The sequence below is a fragment of the Kitasatospora sp. NPDC002551 genome (genome assembly GCF_040296005.1).
GTDB lineage: Bacteria > Actinomycetota > Actinomycetes > Streptomycetales > Streptomycetaceae > Kitasatospora.
This window is the reverse complement of sequence record NZ_JBEOWI010000025.1, coordinates 86998-102808: the sequence shown is the minus strand read 5'-3', so window position 1 is coordinate 102808 and position 15811 is coordinate 86998. Positions and strand designations below refer to the sequence as shown.

General features: G+C 76.7%; 16 protein-coding genes. 8 read left to right on the top strand and 8 right to left on the bottom strand.

The genetic code is table 11. The features are described 5' to 3' along the window. Positions 1-291: 291 nt before the first annotated feature. Positions 292-732 (top strand): NUDIX hydrolase, encoded by a 441-nt coding sequence (locus ABT093_RS21780; RefSeq protein WP_350566655.1) that lies wholly within the window; start codon positions 292-294, stop codon positions 730-732. 121 nt (positions 733-853) lie between these two features. Here ABT093_RS21780 and ABT093_RS21775 read toward each other — a convergent pair whose 3' ends face one another. Further along, positions 854-1432, bottom strand: a complete 579-nt coding sequence (locus tag ABT093_RS21775) for a GNAT family N-acetyltransferase (RefSeq protein ID WP_350566653.1) — start codon at positions 1430-1432, stop codon at positions 854-856. A gap of 351 nt (positions 1433-1783) precedes the next feature. Between ABT093_RS21775 and aroA the strand changes: the two genes are divergently transcribed. Both aroA and ABT093_RS21765 read left to right on the top strand, forming a co-directional pair. Beyond that, complete coding sequence (gene aroA, locus ABT093_RS21770; RefSeq protein WP_350566651.1) at positions 1784-3028, top strand: 3-phosphoshikimate 1-carboxyvinyltransferase; 1245 nt, start codon at positions 1784-1786, stop codon at positions 3026-3028. A gap of 316 nt (positions 3029-3344) precedes the next feature. Then, positions 3345-4289, top strand: a complete 945-nt coding sequence (locus ABT093_RS21765) for a lysozyme (RefSeq protein ID WP_350566649.1) — start codon at positions 3345-3347, stop codon at positions 4287-4289. 59 nt (positions 4290-4348) lie between these two features. Here ABT093_RS21765 and ABT093_RS21760 read toward each other — a convergent pair whose 3' ends face one another. Continuing rightward, positions 4349-5338, bottom strand: a complete 990-nt coding sequence (locus tag ABT093_RS21760; RefSeq protein ID WP_350566647.1) for a GNAT family N-acetyltransferase — start codon at positions 5336-5338, stop codon at positions 4349-4351. Between the two features lie 161 nt (positions 5339-5499). Between ABT093_RS21760 and ABT093_RS21755 the strand changes: the two genes are divergently transcribed. Beyond that, positions 5500-6843, top strand: coding sequence for a BTAD domain-containing putative transcriptional regulator (locus ABT093_RS21755; protein WP_350566645.1), 1344 nt, complete (start codon positions 5500-5502; stop codon positions 6841-6843). A gap of 109 nt (positions 6844-6952) precedes the next feature. Here the strand turns inward: ABT093_RS21755 and ABT093_RS21750 are convergent, their stop codons facing one another. The 4 genes from ABT093_RS21750 to ABT093_RS21735 form a co-directional block, all read right to left on the bottom strand. Further along, a complete protein-coding gene (locus tag ABT093_RS21750) occupies positions 6953-7609 on the bottom strand; it encodes a TetR family transcriptional regulator (protein ID WP_350566643.1) in 657 nt (218 codons plus the stop codon). 80 nt (positions 7610-7689) lie between these two features. Next, a complete protein-coding gene (locus tag ABT093_RS21745; protein WP_350566641.1) occupies positions 7690-8409 on the bottom strand; it encodes an HAD family hydrolase in 720 nt (239 codons plus the stop codon). Continuing rightward, positions 8406-9536: an acyl-CoA dehydrogenase family protein gene (locus ABT093_RS21740; RefSeq protein ID WP_350566639.1), complete on the bottom strand. Its 1131-nt coding sequence runs from the start codon at positions 9534-9536 to the stop codon at positions 8406-8408. The genes ABT093_RS21745 and ABT093_RS21740 overlap by 4 nt, the downstream gene beginning before the upstream one ends. Continuing rightward, positions 9533-10603 (bottom strand): ScbA/BarX family gamma-butyrolactone biosynthesis protein, encoded by a 1071-nt coding sequence (locus ABT093_RS21735; RefSeq protein WP_350566637.1) that lies wholly within the window; start codon positions 10601-10603, stop codon positions 9533-9535. The genes ABT093_RS21740 and ABT093_RS21735 overlap by 4 nt, the downstream gene beginning before the upstream one ends. A 196-nt stretch (positions 10604-10799) precedes the next feature. Here ABT093_RS21735 and ABT093_RS21730 point away from each other — a divergent pair, with 196 nt between their 5' ends. Next, a complete protein-coding gene (locus ABT093_RS21730) occupies positions 10800-11450 on the top strand; it encodes a ScbR family autoregulator-binding transcription factor (RefSeq protein WP_350566635.1) in 651 nt (216 codons plus the stop codon). Between the two features lie 93 nt (positions 11451-11543). On the opposite strand, the gene ABT093_RS21725 is transcribed toward ABT093_RS21730, so the two are convergent. Further along, positions 11544-12746: an MFS transporter gene (locus ABT093_RS21725; protein ID WP_350566633.1), complete on the bottom strand. Its 1203-nt coding sequence runs from the start codon at positions 12744-12746 to the stop codon at positions 11544-11546. Positions 12747-12883: 137 nt separating this feature from the next. Here ABT093_RS21725 and ABT093_RS21720 point away from each other — a divergent pair, with 137 nt between their 5' ends. Next, positions 12884-13216, top strand: a complete 333-nt coding sequence (locus ABT093_RS21720; protein WP_350566631.1) for an ArsR/SmtB family transcription factor — start codon at positions 12884-12886, stop codon at positions 13214-13216. Positions 13217-13342: 126 nt separating this feature from the next. Further along, positions 13343-14200: a class I SAM-dependent methyltransferase gene (locus ABT093_RS21715; protein ID WP_350566629.1), complete on the top strand. Its 858-nt coding sequence runs from the start codon at positions 13343-13345 to the stop codon at positions 14198-14200. On the opposite strand, the gene ABT093_RS21710 is transcribed toward ABT093_RS21715, so the two are convergent. Next, positions 14187-14843 (bottom strand): TetR/AcrR family transcriptional regulator, encoded by a 657-nt coding sequence (locus tag ABT093_RS21710; RefSeq protein ID WP_350566627.1) that lies wholly within the window; start codon positions 14841-14843, stop codon positions 14187-14189. The two genes, ABT093_RS21715 and ABT093_RS21710, sit on opposite strands and share 14 nt — an antisense overlap. Positions 14844-14998: 155 nt before the next feature. Here ABT093_RS21710 and ABT093_RS21705 point away from each other — a divergent pair, with 155 nt between their 5' ends. Continuing rightward, a complete protein-coding gene (locus tag ABT093_RS21705; RefSeq protein ID WP_350566625.1) occupies positions 14999-15757 on the top strand; it encodes an SDR family oxidoreductase in 759 nt (252 codons plus the stop codon). Positions 15758-15811: the final 54 nt, after the last annotated feature.

Sequence of the window (15811 nt, the reverse complement as noted above, 5' to 3'; positions counted from 1 at the left end):
AACGAGGACGATGCGCAGCGGTCCGCCGGAACCGGCGGGCTGCGGGTGGAGCCCGAGCGTCCCGCGGCACTCCCGGGACCGGACGCCACCCGGCGCGGCGCCGCCGTGGCTTCGGCTGTGGGCGTGGCTGTGGCTGTGGCTGTGACGGAGCGTCCACAGGGAGGTGTGCCCGTCGGAGACCGGGCGGCGGGGCTCGTTCCGATGGCGGGGCACGTCGCCGAGCGTACGCGGCCTCCCCGGAGGACTCCCCCGCAAGGACCTGGGTGATCGGCGACTGGAACAATCACGATCATGTTCGAGCACGAAACACCGGAACCCGATCCCGCACCGCTCACCGTCGTGGCCGCCGCCGTCGTCGAGGACGGCCGGCTCCTGGTCGTCAGCAAGAAGGCGGCACCGGACGTCTTCTACCTCCCCGGCGGCAAGCCGGACGCCGGGGAGGAGCCGCTCGCGGCGCTGACCCGCGAGCTGGCCGAGGAACTCGGTGCGGCCCCCGTCGGACCGCGCCACCTCGCGGACATCGAGGCGGTCGCGGCGCTGGAGGGCGTGCCGATGCGGATGACCGTGTTCGAGGCCGGGCTGGACCGCGTGCCCGCCCCCGCCGCCGAACTCGCCGACCTGCGCTGGACGGACGGCCTCGACCCGGCCCTGCACCTGGCCCCCGCCGTGCGCGACCACCTGCTTCCCCTGCTGCGCGAACGCGGTCTGCTGCCGGTCCTCACCCAGGGCTGATCCACGACGGAGAAAGCGGCAGAGGCCGCCCGCCACCGCACGGGCGGGCGGCCCCACACCGGGCCCGCATCACGCCGGGCCCGCATCAGGCCGGTGCCGCGCACCGCCCGACGCCGGGTCGTCACGGCCGGGCGGTGAGCTCCTTGGTCAGCTTCTCGAACCGCAGATCGGGACGGAGCGGGATGCCGAAGCGCTCGTCTCCGTACGGGAACGGCGAGTAGTGGCCGGTGCGCCGGAAGCCGCGCCGCTCGTACCAGGCGATCAGCTCGGCGCGCTGCTCGATCACGGTCATCTCCATCTCCACCGCGCCCCACTCCTCGGCCGCGTACCGCTCGGCCCGCGCGAGCAGGGCACGCCCGAGACCACCGCCCTGGCGGCCGGGCCGCACCGAGAACATGCCGAAGTAGGCGTGCTCGCCCCGGTGTTCCAGCTGGCAGCAGGCGAGCAGCTCGCCGTCCAGTTCGGCCAGCAGCACCACGCCCTCGGGGTGGGTGACCGCCGCGGTGACGCCCTCGGTGTCGGTGCGCTGGCCCTCCAGCAGATGGGCCTCGGTGGTCCAGCCGGCCCGGCTGGCCTCGCCCCGGTAGGCGGACTCGACCAGGGCGAGCAGGGCCGGGACGTCGGCGGTGGTCGCGGTGCGGAAGGCGAGCCGGTCGGTGCCGACGGCCTCGGCGGCCGCTCGGGTGCTGCTCTCGGGCACGGGGGCCTCTTCTCGGGCGGGCCCGGGACGGGTCCCCGGGCGGGGCGGCGGCCGTGGGGCCGATCCCTGGCATCGTGCCACAACCGACCGGGCCCCCGACCTGCCCGGACGTCCACCTCGGCACCCGCCCCGACGCCACCCGACGCCACCCCGGCCCGCCGTACCGCGCGCCGGTGTCCGCCCTGCGCGCGGCAGCCGTCCGACAGCCGGACGCCACCCCGGGCGCCGCGCCGCCTCCGGCAGGATGGCCGGGACGAGCCCGGCCCTCCCTCCCCTCCAGCCCGTCCCACCCATTCCGTCCTCCCTGTCCATTCCGCCCATCCCACCCGGCCCACTCATCCCGGAGGCCCCATGACGACCGTCGAGATCCCCGGCTCCAAGTCGGTGACCGCTCGGGCGCTGTTCCTCGCCGCAGCCGCCGACGGCACCACCGCCCTGCTCCGGCCACTGCGCTCCGACGACACCGAGGGTTTCGCCGAGGGCCTGCTGGCGCTCGGCTACGCGATCACCCGCGAGACGGACCGGTGGACGGTCGAGGGCCGCCCGCAGGGCCCGGCCCGCGACGCCGAGGTCTACTGCCGCGACGGAGCGACCACCGCCCGCTTCCTGCCCGTGCTCGCCGCCGCCGGCCGCGGCTCCTTCCGCTTCGACGCCTCCGCCCAGATGCGCCGGCGCCCGCTCGGCCCGCTGACCGGGGCGCTGCGCGCCCTCGGCGTCGACCTGCGGCACGAGGAGGCCGAGGGCCACCACCCGCTGCGGATCACCGCCGACGGGGTCCGGGGCGGCGAGCTGACCCTCGACGCGGGCCTGTCCTCGCAGTACCTCACCGCGCTGCTGCTGCTCGGCCCGCTCACCGAGCAGGGCCTGCGGATCACGGTCACCGACCTGGTCTCGGCGCCGTACGTGGAGATCACCGTCGCGATGATGCGGGCCTTCGGCGCCACCGTGACCCGCACCGGCCGGGTCTTCGAGGTCGCGCCCGGCGGCTACCGGGCGACCGCCTACCCGGTCGAGCCGGACGCCTCGACGGCGAGCTACTTCTTCGCGGCCGCCGCGCTCACCGGCCGGGAGCTGACCGTCCCGGGGCTCGGCGAGGACGCGCTCCAGGGGGACCTGCGGTTCGTCGACGTGCTGGCCCGGATGGGCGCGCGGGTGGAGGTCGGCGCGGACCGGGTGACCGTCGAGGGCCCCCGGGACGGCCGGCTCTCGGGCCTGACCGTCGACATGCGCGACATCTCCGACACCATGCCGACGCTCGCCGCCCTCGCCCCGTTCGCCGACGGGCCGGTGCGGATCGAGAACGTCGCCAACACCCGGGTCAAGGAGTGCGACCGGCTGGACGCCTGCGCCGAGAACCTCCGCCGGCTCGGCATCGCGGTCGCCACCGGCCACGACTGGATCGAGATCAGCCCGGGCACCCCGCGCGGCACCGCGCTCGCCTCGCACGGCGACCACCGGATGGTGATGTCCTTCTCGGTCACCGCGCTGCGGACGCCCGGGATCACCTTCGACGACCCCGGCTGCGTGCGGAAGACCTTCCCCGAGTTCCACGAGGTGTTCGGGCGGCTGCGCGAAGAGTGGGCGACGGCCGGCTGACCGCAGCGGAAAGACGCGGCGGTGCGGGTGCGCCGGCCGGGCGCTCCCGCACCCCCCGTCCGCACCCGCGCCCGCGCCGTCCGTAGCCGCGTCGGCCCAGGTGGGCGGTGCGCCGAGGGGCGGCACGGGCCGGGTTCCCGTGCGAACGGAGGCCGAAAGGTGGGGACCAACACCATGTGACGCCCGTTCAGGATGTGGCCACCGATACCTGGCGGGCTGGCACGTACATGGCTAACCTGCTCCAGCCGGTTGCCGTCACCGGCGCACCGGCTGTCCGCGCATCCAACGGGTCGTCACCACGGACCAGAGGAGTGTCATGCCCAGCACTTCCCGCTCCGCCAGCCCCACCGCCACCGCCACCGCCAGCACCCGCAAGCAGGGGAACCGCCGTCTCCCCGCGTTCGCCGCCCTCGCCGCCTCGGCCGCCCTGGCCGTCGGCGTCGCCGCCCCGGCGTACGCGGCCGAGCCCGCGCCCACCACCGCGTCCCCCTCCGACGCGGTCACGGCCGAGAACTCCGCCGCCCGGCACGGCGAGCTGCCGCCCATCCACCCCGAGCTCGACTTCGCCGGCTCCACCGTCGCCGCCCACGAGGGCCGGGAGGCGGGCGCCGCCCCGGCCGCCGCCTTCGCCGTCACCCAGACCCCCGGCCTGGACGTCTCCAGCTACCAGGGCAACGTCGCCTGGTCCACGGTGCGCGCCAACGGCGCCCGCTTCGCCTACGTCAAGGCCACCGAGGGCACCACCTACACCAACCCGTACTTCGCCCAGCAGTACAACGGCTCCTACAACGCCGGCCTGATCCGCGGCGCCTACCACTTCGCCCTGCCGGACCGCTCCTCCGGCACCGCGCAGGCCAACTGGTTCGTGGACCACGGCGGCGGCTGGTCGAAGGACGGCAAGACCCTCCCGCCCGCCCTCGACATCGAGTACAACCCCTACGGCGCCACCTGCTACGGCCTCAGCCAGAGCGCCATGGTGAGCTGGATCCGCTCCTTCAGCAACACCGTGCACACCCGCACCGGCCGCTACCCCACCATCTACACCACCACCAACTGGTGGCAGACCTGCACCGGCAACAACGCCTCGTTCGGTGCCACCAACCCGCTGTGGATCGCCCGCTACGCCTCGACCGTCGGCACCCTCCCGGCCGGCTGGAGCTTCCAGACGATCTGGCAGCACGCCGACTCCGGCACCTTCCCCGGCGACCAGAACCTCTTCAACGGCGCCTTCGACCGCGTCCAGGCCCTCGCCAACGGCTGACCCGAACGCCGCTGCGCACCCCGGCCCGGGCCGACCGCGCCCCGGCGGCGGAACGGCGCTCAGGCCCCGAACACCGGCGGTACCGGGAGGACTTCGGGGACCGGCAGGACCAGCTCCCAGGTGTCCACGGCGAAGTCCGTCGTCATCCCGTGGGCCTCGTAGAGGGCGAGCGCGCCGGTGGCGTTGGCGGTGTCGACGCCGAGCGCGACCCGGTCGCGGCCCAGGGCGGCGTAGTGCGCGAAGAAGTGACGCAGCAGGTGTCCGCCGACGCCCCGCCCCCGGGCGGCGGGCAGGACGCCCAGGCGGTCGGCCCACCCGTGGACGGCGCGGTCGTCGCGGGTGCGGAGCACGGCCGCGTCGCCGACGCCTTCCAGGGTGGCGATCCAGGTCAGCGACCAGTCGAGGCGGGCGCCGTCGATGTCCCGCCACCACTGCTCGAAGCCGCGCGGGTGGTGGTCGAAGTGCCCGGCGAAGGCCTCCTCCTCCAGGCGGTGGGCGGTGCGGCGGTCCTCCTCCGAACGGCAGTCCCGGAGGGTGACGCCCGGCGGCGGCACGGGGGCGGGGTCGCTCCGCGGGCCGACCCGGCGCGCCATCACGTGGTAACGGCGCACGCGTTCCCAGCCGCGCCGGCGGATCGCCGGGGTGTCCAGCGTGGGCCGGGTGTTCAGCAGCAGGTGGAGGACGGCCCGGGAGGCGCCGTTGGCCGCCGCCCACTCCGCCGCCCGGTGCTCCATCAGCGCGAACAGGTGCAGCGCCTCCGCCTGGTAGGGCGGCAGGACGTACTGGTCGAGGTCGATCCGCTCGCCACCGGACCGGTCCCGGACGAGGCCGTAGCCGACCAGTTCCTCCCCGTCGAAGAGCAGCCAGGAGTCCCGGCTCAGGTCGGTGCCCGGGTGCTCCAGGTCCGCCCGGACCTCGTGCAGTTCGGTCTCCGCCCGGCCGATCTCCAGCAGGTCCACCCGGTTGAGCAGATCGCGGACGGCCGGGGCGTCGTCGGGGGTGGCGGGCCGCAGGGCGAGGCCGGCGGGCGGGAGGCTGGTCGTGGTCATCCTGGTGGTTCTCCTGATCGGGGACGTTCCCGGCGCGGGGCCGTCCCGGCAGCCTGCCGGACCCGGCGTGCAGAACGCGTGCAACCGGCACGTACGCTGCACCGGACCCTCCGGCCGCGTACCACCGCCGACGGGGGACGGCACGACGGAAGGGGCGGCGGATGGCCGGTCGGGATTGGCGGTTCGGCGTGCTCGGACCCCTCGCGGTGCACCACGGCGGGCGGGCGCTGCCGCTGGGCGGGACGCGGCAGCGGACGGTGCTCGCCACCCTGCTGCTGGCGCACGGCAGGGCGGTCCCGGTGGCGGGCCTCGTCGAGAGCGTGTGGGACGGCCGGGAGCCCGCCAGCGCGGTCAACACGTTGCAGAGCTACGTCTCCCGGCTGCGCGCCGTCCTCGCCGACACGTCGGGGGACACCGGCGCGCCCGGGGGCACCGGCGCGCCGGGCACGGCCGGCGCGGCGCCGCGGCTGCTCGGTACCGCCGGCGGCTACCGGCTCGACCTCGGCCCGGCCCACGGCCCGGACGAGGAGGCCGTCGACGTCCTCCGGTTCGAGCGGCTGACGGCCGAGGGCCGCGCGCGGCTGGCGGACGGCGACGCACACGGCGCGCACGCCCGGCTGGTCGAGGCCCTCGGCCTGTGGCGCGGGCCGGCCCTCGCGGACCTGTGCGAGGTGCCCCGGCTCCGGGCGGAGGCCGTCCGCCTGGAGGGCCTGCGGCTGGCCGCCGTGGAGGCGGCGGCCGAGGCCGAACTCGCCTGCGGGCGACCGGCGGCGGCCGTCGACCGGCTGTCGCGCGCGGCCGCCGAACACCCGCTGCACGAGGGTCCGCAGGCGCTGCTGATGCGCGCGCTGTACCGCGCCGGGCGGCAGGCCGAGGCGCTGGCGCTGTACGGCCGCACCAGGCGCCGGCTGGTGGAGGAACTCGGCGTCGAGCCGGGCGCCGGCCTCGTCGCCGTCCACCGGGCCATCCTGCGCGGGGAGTTGCCGCCGCCTCCGGAGCCCGCGGCGTCGCCCGTCGCCGCTCCGGCGCCGTTCGTCCCGCACCGCTTCGAGGTGCCCGACCGGCTGGAGGGCCCGGGCTTCCTGCTGCGCCCGATCGGCATCCGGGACCTCGCGCAGGACCACGCGCTGGTGACCGCCTCCCGGGAGCAGCTCCGGGAGCAGTTCGGCCGGGCCTGGAACTGGCCGCCGCCGGACCTCACCGAGGAGCAGGACCTCGTCCAGCTCGCCTGGCACCAGCACGAGTTCACCCGGCGGACGTCCTTCGCGCTGGCGGTGGTGTCACCGGGCGACGAGCGCCTGCTCGGGTGCGTCCACCTCGATCCGCCCGGCGACCCCCGGCACGAGGCCGACCTGTTCTTCTGGACCGGCGACGGCCCCGGGTCCGCCCTGGACCGCGCGCTGTCCACCACCCTCGACCACTGGCTCGCCGCCCGCTGGCCCTGGCGGCGCGTCGCCCGGCCCGGCCGCACCGACCCCTGGCCGCCCGGTCCCTCCCCCGCCTGAGCGGGCGGCAGGAGCCGGGCGGCGGAAGCCGGACGACCGGGGTCGGGCGACGGCGGCGGGACGACGGCGGCCGGACGACGCGCCGGTGCGGCCCGGCCGCCGGTGCGCCTCACGCCGACGGCGTGCCGGCGGCGGCGAGCGGTGCACCTCGGTCGGCCCCGGTCAGTGCCGCCAGCAGCAGCCGCCAGGCCGCGTCGTACGCGGCCGGGCCGGCCCCCTCCGGCGGGCCGAAGGAGACGTGCGGGGCCCCGTGCAGGACGGCCAGCAGCAGCTGGGCGACCAGCTCGGGCGGCCGGGGCGCCATGCTGCCCTCGCCCTGGGCCCGCCGGATCAGGGCGACCAGTCCGCGCTGCACCTCCTTGAAGATGTCCGGCGCCGACGGGTCCGGGGCCGGCCGCGCCGGGTGCGGTTCCTCCTCCGGCTCCGGGATGTCGGTGGCCAGGCGGAGCGCCGCCCGCAGCCGGACGTCCTCCTTCAGCCGGTGGGCGAGGTCCAGGACCAGCCCCTCCAGCACGGCGGACGCCTCGGCGCCCGGGACGTCGCGGGCCAGCCGCATCTCCTCCCAGACCCGCTGCGACTGCGACATCAGCGCACCGGCGAGCGCGCGTTTGGAGGCGAAGTGCCCGTACAGCGCCCCCTTGGTCATGCCCGTCCGCTGCGCCACCGCGTTGAGGGTGGCCCGGCTGTAGCCCTGGGCGGAGAACTCCTCGGCCGCGGCGTCGAGCACCTTCTCCCTCGTCCGCCGGGCCCGTTCCTGCTTCGTCATGCGCCCTCCCTGGGGGAAGAACATACCTTTCTGAACGAATGTTCTCAGCGGCGGGCCCGTTCCCGCAGGGCCTTCCCGCATCAGACGGGATCCGATCGGTGACCGGCCGTCACCGCACCCGCGTTCCGGGGGCCGCGCCGTCCGCCGAGCACCGCCCAGCCGACCCGGGCGGCCTCGGCGAGCAGGTCGGGCGAGCCGTTGACCACCACCGGGTGGCCGACGGCGCGCAGCATCGCGAGGTCGCTTCCGTGGTCGCCGTAGGCGAAGCAGTCGGCCGCCCGGGCACCCCGGCCGCGCAGCACCGAGGCGACCGCCTCGGCCTTGGCCGGGCCGATCATCGGACGGTCCACCTCCCCGGTGAGCAGACCGCCGGGCGACACCGACTGCTCGGTGCACCGGACCTCGTCCGCCCCGAGGTCCTCGGCGACCGCCTCCAGCAGCGGGCGCAGCGAGCCGGACACCAGCACCACCGCGTGCCCGAGGGCCCGGTGGCGGGCGAGCGCGGCGAGGGCGGGGGCGACGAAGGCCTGCGGGCCCCGGCGGTAGTCGGCGTACCAGGCGCGTACCGCCGGGCGCAGCGCGGCGGCGGGCACGCCGGCGAAGCCCCGGTAGTAGCGCCGGTTCAGCTCCTCCCGCGGGACGCCGGGCGCCGTGTAGTCGAGGTCCGCGGGGCGCTCGGAGGTCCGGGCATGTGCCCGGGAGGCGTCCCAGTGCTCGCGGAAGGCGGCCATCCCCTTGACCGCGAGCAGCGTCTCGTCCACGTCGAAGAAGGCGACCGGGGCCGGTCCGGGGCCGCTCACCCCGGCCCGCCCCGCGCCGCGAGCACCGCGTCCAGGTAGCCGCGCGCCGCCGCGTCGGCGTCCAGGGTGCGGTGGGCCGCGATCGCCGCCGCGTCCCGCCAGGCCCGCTGGAGCACCGAGGCCGGGTCCTGCGCGCCGACGCCGGACGCGAGGAACAGCGCGTCCACCGCCTCCCGGCAGAGCGCGGCGGCCGTCGTGGCGTCGCGCCGGTTCTCGGCCACCGCCAGGGCGGTCACCTCGCCCCGGTCGGCCCGGCCGGCGGCGCCGTCCAGCAGCAGCCCGGCCATCCGGACCTTGGCGGACGCCCCGGCCAGCACGGTGTGCGCGGCCGGGTGCGGGACGGCTGCGCGGCGGGCCCCGGCGGTCCACTCCCGCAGCGCGGCGCGGGCGATGCCGAGCAGCGGGGCGGCGAAGACCAGCGCGGCGACCATCGGGTAGGGCACGCGGTGGCAGCGGGCGCCGCCCTCCTGCGGGGCGAGCAGGGTGTCCAGGACGAGCGTGCGGTGGCCGGGCACGTGGACCGCCGTGGCGCTCACCGAGGTGCTGCCGCTGGCGCGCAGGCCCGCGGAGTGCCAGGTGTCCAGGACCGTCAGGTCGGCCCGGGGCACGGCGAGGACGCGGTGCTCCCGGGCGTCCTCGCTCCCCGTCCAGGCGGCCAGCAGGATCCACTCGGCGTGGTCGGCGCCGCTTGCCAGCCGCCAGAGGCCGTCCACCTGCCAGCCGTCGCCCCGGCGTTCGGCCCGGCCCTGGGGCGGGATCACCGAGGCCGCGATCCGCGCGTCCGGTCCGTCGCCCCAGAGGTCGCGCTGCCCCTCGGGCGGGAGGTAGGCGGCCAGCCGCCCGTGCGAGGCGTACAGCGCGGCGCACCAGGCGGCGCCCGCGCAGGACTCGGCGAGCGCGGCCACCGCGGTCACGAGGTCGCCGAACTCCCCGGCGGTGCCGCCCCAGCGGCTGGGCACGAAGTGGCGGGGGAAGTGCGCGCGCCGGATCCCGGCGGCGACCTCCTCGGTGAGCCGCCGTCCGGCCTCCGCCCGCGGGGCGTCCCGCCGGGCGAGGTGGGCGAGTTCGGCGGCGCGGCCGGTGAGGCCGGCGGGCCCGGCGGGGTGCGCGAGGTCCTCGTGGCTCACCGTCCCGCCTCCGCGCCGGGAGCGAAGCCGGGGACGGGGCCGGCCGCGCAGCGCAGCCGGGCCTCGGCGATCGGGCGGCCGTCCTGGACGGCGCGCAGCCGTACGGTGCCCTCCGCGCCGGGAGCGAAGCCGGGGACGGGGCCGGGAGCGGGGCCGGGAGCGGGGACGGGGTCGGGCTCGGCGAGCACGGCGATCGGGGAGCCCGGCTCCCCGAAGGCGAGGAAGTCGACGTGCAGGGTGCGCGGTTCACGGTCCGCCGCCCCGTCCCCGGCCGCGCGACCGCCGCCGGCCAGGGCGGTCAGGGCGGTCAGGGCGGTCAGGGCGGCGGCCTGGCGGAAGGCCTCCAGCAGCACCATGCCGGGCACGTGGTCCACGGCGTGGTCGTAGAGGACCGGGTGGTGCTCGAAGGGCCGCAGCCACCACCGGTCGGCGCGCTCCGGGTCGGCCGCGAGCAGTACGTCCCGCGCCTGCCCCGCCCGGGCGGTGTCCGGCGGCAGCAGGGCGGGCGGCTGCGGCTCCGGGTCACCGGCGCCCGCGGCGGAGCGCCGCCGGAGCACCGCGTAGCGCTCGGGCGCCAGCACCTCCCAGCCCAGCCGGACCCGGCCCACCGGCCGCTGCCCGGCCCAGGCGACGCCCTCCAGGAGGAAGCGTTCGCGGCCGGGCGAGGGCCGCCGGGCGGCGAGGGCCCGGCAGTCCAGGTCGAGGCCGACGTCCAGCCCGTCCGGGCCGGCCGGCGGCAGCGGCCGGTCGAGTTCGACGGCGAGGCCGTTCAGGACGAAGGGGTGCCCGTAGGTGCTGCCGTGGAAGCGGTGGGCCAGGTGGATCGCGCTCTGACGGACCGTCTCGGCGAGCAGCAGCGGGTCGGCGGCCGGGGCGTCCCGGTGGCCGAGGTGGTGGTCGCGGTCCCAGAGCGCCGCGACGGCGAACCGCTCCTCCCCCAGCCGCGCCGAGTCGGTCAGCAGTACCTCGGCGTCCGCCGCCTTGTGCACCGCCTCGCGCGGTAAGTGCCGGTCGAAGCGCAGGCCGCGCCACCCCGCGCGGAGCGGTGGACGGTGCTGCGCGGACACAAATGATGACAGAACATTCATGAATTCTTCCTCCCCCACGGTCGCGGAGGCCGCAGCGGGCCCGCTACATTGCGGTGCCCCGACCGGTGCGACAGCTCAGGAACATACCTTCTGGAAGGTTTACCGTCGAGGCGAAGATTCCCGCCAGCGTGTCCAAATCGCCTTGTCTGCCGTCGAGTTGACCTAGGAGCCGATCATGCCCGAGCCCGATCAGGCCGCCCCGTTCCGGGTGCGGCCCATCATCACCCGGCGAGGCCCCGATCCCAAGCAGGACCGGGCGGCCCGCACCAAGCTGCTGGTGCTCACCGCGGCCGCCGAGCTGTTCGCGGCCCGGGGCTTCCGCCACACCTCGATGAAGGACGTGGCGGACCGGGTGGAGATGACCAAGGGCGCGGTCTACTTCCACTACCCCACCAAGGAGACCCTGGCGGTGGCCGTGGTGGAGCAGCACTACGCGCGCTGGCCCGAGCTGCTGGCGGACGTGACCGCCGAGGGGCACGGGCCGCTTGAGACGGTGGCGCGCCTGCTCGCGAGCGCCGCGGCCGCCTTCCGGGACGACATCGTCGTCCAGGCGGGCGCCCGGCTGCAGATCGAGCGGCCGCAGATCGACGCCGAGCTGCCGACGCCGTACGTCGACTGGACCCGGCTGCTGGCCGGCCTGCTGGAGCGCGCCGCGGCGGCGGGCGAGCTGCGCCCCGGGGTCTCCCCGCAGGCGGCGGCCCGGTCGCTGGTGGCCGCGTTCTTCGGCACCCAGCACATCTCGGACGTCCTGCACGAGCGGACGGACGTCGTCGAACGCTGGTCGGAGACGGCCGAGTTGCTGTTCCGGTCGATCGGCACGCGCTGACCGGCACGCACCGGCCGGCGCCCGTCCCGGCACGCGCCGGAACAGCAGGGCGGGCCCGCCGGGCACACCCGCGCGCCCGCCCGTCCACCGCCGCTACCCCGCCGCCGGCGCCGGCGCCCGCTCCCCGGCGGGAGCCGCCGCCCCGGCGGCCCGGACGGGCGCGGCGCCCCGGGTGGTGACCCAGGCCGTGGCGGCGGCCAGCAGGGCGAGCACCGTCGCCGCGAGCGGGAACCAGCGCCCGCCGACCAGCGCGATCGCCGCGCTGCCAGCCGCGCCGCCCGCCGCCGTGCCCAGGTAGAGGGCGCTGCTGTTGAGCGAGATCAGCACCTGGGCGTTGGCCGGGTCCAGCGAGGCCAGCCGGTGCGGCAGCGCGACCGAGACGGCCCACCCGGCCAGCGGGGTGACCACGGCGTAGGCGAGCGCACCGGGCATCGAGCGCCCCGCCCAGGGCAGCGCGGCGAACGCGGCCGCCGCCACCGTGCTGCCGACCAGCAGCACCCGCCGGACACCGGCCCGGTCCACCAGCCGCCCGCCCAGCCAGCTGCCCGCCACCGAGGCGAGGCCCGAGACGAGCAGGACCAGGCTCAGCCGGTCCGCCCGTCCCCCGGTGGCCGGGGCGACGGCGGTGGCCAGGTAGATGTAGACGGACTGGAAGGCCAGGAAGAACACCAGGGTGGTGAAGGCCGCGCCGAGCACCCGCCGGTCGCTCAGCGGCGCCAGCCGGTCCCGCAGCCCGGGCGCGGCGGCGGGCACCGGCAGCTCGCGCAGCAGCAGCGCCAGACCGGCCAGGGCGACCGCGCTCAGCGCCGTGACCAGCCACATCGTCAGCCGCCAGTCACTGCGCCCGACCCAGGTGCCGAGCGGCACGCCGAGCGCGGTGGCGACCGTCATGCCGCCGAGCACGGTGGCCAGCGCCCGGCCGCGCCGCTCGGGGGCGACCAGCGTGGTGGCGACCGCGTTGGCGGTCGGGGTGTAGAGCGCGGCCCCTGCGGCGGCCAGCACCCGGGTGGCCAGCAGCGTCCCGTACGAGGGGGCGAGCGCGCTGAGCGCGTTGGCGGCGCCGAAGACGGTGAGCGCGGTGAGCAGCAGCCGCCGGCGCGGCCAGCGGGCGGTGAGGGCGGCGAGCGGTGGGGCGAGCAGCGCGTAGCCGAGGGCGAAGACGGTCACCAGCTGGCCGGCGGCGGCGACCGAGACCCCGAGGTCGTCGGCGACCGTGCCGAGGATGCCGGCGGTGACCATGGTGTCGGTGCCGACGGCGAAGGTGCCGAGGGCGAGCAGGAGCAGGCGGACGGGCACGTCGATCCCCCACGATCATTGTTGGACGTCAATGCAACAGTTTGATGCTCGCCAAACAGTACGGATTGGTGGATGATTGTCAAACCGTCCCGCCCGCGCGCCGCACCCCGCGCCCGACCCCGAGGAGGCCGCCGGCCATGACCGACGACGAGCGGCTGCCCCAGCCCGCCCCCGCCGAGATCGACCTGGTCACGGTGCTGCACGCGCTCGGCGACCCGGTCCGGCTGCGCCTGCTGACCAGCTACGCGGACGGCGCGGAGCACTCCTGCGACCCGCGCCACCTCGGCCTCGAACACCTCCACAAGTCGACCGTCTCGCACCACATGCGGGTGCTCCGCGAGGCCGGCGTCACCACCACCCGGGTCGCCGGGCGCAACCGGTACGTCTCGCTGCGCCGCGCCGACCTCGACGCCCGCTTCCCCGGCCTGCTGGACGCCCTGCTCGCCGCCACCCGGCCCCGGTCGGGCTGACACCGGGGGGCCTGGCCCTCCGCCGCCGCCGCCCGTCCGGGCGTACCGGACCGGCGCCGCACCCGGCCGCTCGGTAGCGTGACCGGGACGGCGAGGCGCCGATCAGCGGAAGGCCGGGCGGGTGCGATGGTCGAAGACGTCGGCGGCGGGCTCGATCTCGGCGGGCTGCGACGCGTCTACGGCACCCCCGGCCACCGGCTCTTCTACACCCTGGTCTGCCGCCGCGCCCGGCACTGGGGCTGGACCGAGCCCGGCCAGTCCAAGTGGCACTGCTGGCGCGCGCAGCGCCGGCTGGAGGCCGTGCTCGGCCGCAAGCTGGCCCTGCCTCCCGGCTCCCTGGTCCTGGACGCCGGCTGCGGCTCGGGTGTGGTCGCCCGGCGGCTCGCCGCCGACTTCGGCCTGCGGGTCACCGGCGTCGACCTGATGGACTTCCACGTCCGCGAGGCGCGCCGGCTCAGCGCCCGGACCGCCCTGGAGGACCGCACCGCCTTCGCCTGGGGCGACTTCCACGACCTGGTGTACCCGGACGGCTCGTTCGACGGCGTCTACGCGATGGAGACGCTCTGCCACGCCCACGACCCCGCCCGCGCGCTGGCCGAGTTCCACCGCCTGCTGCGCCCGGGCGGGCGGCTGGTGCTGCTCGGCCCGGCCGCCGTCCCGCGCGCCGAGATGCCCGCCCGCCAGCGGGCGCTGCTGGAGCCCTTCCTGGACGCGATGGTGCTGCCCGGCGCCCGGCACTACACCAGTCGCACGCTCGGCGCCCTGGTCACCCGCGCCGGGTTCCGGCTGGAGGAGGAACTGGACGCCACCCGCTACTACCTGCCGACCACCGAGGCGCTGTACGCCTACTTCCGGCTGCCGTACGCGGTGCTGCGGCGCTGCGGCGCCACCGAGCAGTGGCTGGGGCTGCGGTCCACCGTGGAGATGTACGAGCTGCGCCACCACGTCGCCTGGCTGGTGCACACCGCCGTCAAGGACGGCTGACGAGCCCGGGAGACCAGCGCGCGGCGCCCAGCATCCGGAGCACCAACTCGCCGTATCGGCGGCCGAGTTCCTCCGGCGTCTCGCTGCTGCGCTCGGTGTACCAGCGGGACACGTCGATGCCCAGCGAAGTGACCGCGCGGGCGGCCGTGCGGACCTCGGCGACCTCGAAGTCCCCGGCCGCCCGGCCCTCCTCGATCAGCGTGCCGACCTCGCGCTCGATGTCCAGCCGCAGCGCCGAGACCACCGCGTAGGCGTCCGGCGGGAGCGCGTGCAACTCGTAGTTGACCACCCGGCCGACCGTCCGCGCCCGGGCGTGCCAGACGGTGAACTCCTCGACCAGGCGCCGCATCCGCGCCACCGGGCCGCCCTCGCCGGCCGCCGCCGCGCGGACCAGTTCCAGCGTCGCGGCGTGCCCGACCCGGCTGATCTCGGCCAGCAGGGCCGCCTTGGACGGGTAGTGGATGTACAGCGCGGCCGGGCTCATCCCGGCGCCGGTGGCGATGTCCCGGGTGGTGGTGGCGTGGAAGCCGCGCTCGGCGAAGGACTCCACGGCGGCCTGGAGCAGCCGGTACGCCGCCTCCGGGCGGGCGTCGGCGCCGCCGGGCAGGGTGGGCCAGAGGTCGGCGATGGGCGTGCTGGTCATGGCGCCATCCTCGCAGATCGGTGGTCCGGGCAGCCGTACGGGCGTTCGCCTCGCGGGGCCGCCGGGCTGTTGACAGGGTCTCGCACCCGCACCATGCTGAGCAAGCGCTTGGTCAGCGGCCCCGCCGGCCGCGCTCCACGCCGAAAGGACCCCCCGTGGTGAACTCCTTCAAGGGCCGGGTGGCCCTCGTCACCGGATCGAGCCGGGGCATCGGCCTCGGCATCGCACGCGAGCTGGTCGCCCGGGGGGCGAAGGTCTGCCTCACCGCCCGAACCCCCGAGCCGCTCGCCGAGGCGGTCCGCGACCTCGGCGGCCCGGAGGTGGCCATCGGCGTCGCCGGACGCGCCGACGACCCGGCCCACCAGGAGGAGGCCGTCACCCGCACCCTGGAGGCCTTCGGCCGGCTCGACCACCTGGTCAACAACACCGGCATCAACCCCGTCCACGGCCCGGTGCTGACCGTCGACGAGGCCGCCGCCGCCAAGATCCTCGCCGTCAACGTGCTCGCCCCGCTGGCCTGGACCCGCCGCGCGCACGCCGCGTGGATGGGCGAGCACGGCGGCTCGGTGGTCAACGTCGCCTCGGTGGCCGGGATCCGCGCCTCGCCCGGCATCGGCATGTACGGGGTCTCCAAGGCCGCGCTGATCCGGCTCACCGCCGAACTCGCCGCCGAACTGGGCGGGCAGGGCATCCGGGTCAACGCCGTCGCCCCCGCCGTGGTGAAGACGAGGTTCGCCGAGGCGCTGTACGAGGGCCGCGAGGAGCAGGTCGCCGCCGCCTACCCGCTGGGACGGCTCGGCGTGCCCGAGGACGTCGCGGGCGCCGTGGCCTTCCTGCTCTCCCCCGACGCCGCCTGGATCACCGGCCAGACCGTGGTGGTGGACGGCGGCGTGACCCTCGCCGGCGGCCTGTGACCGGCGGCGCACCGCCGCGGGCCGCGCCGGGGCCCGCACCGTCGGCCGGGCCGT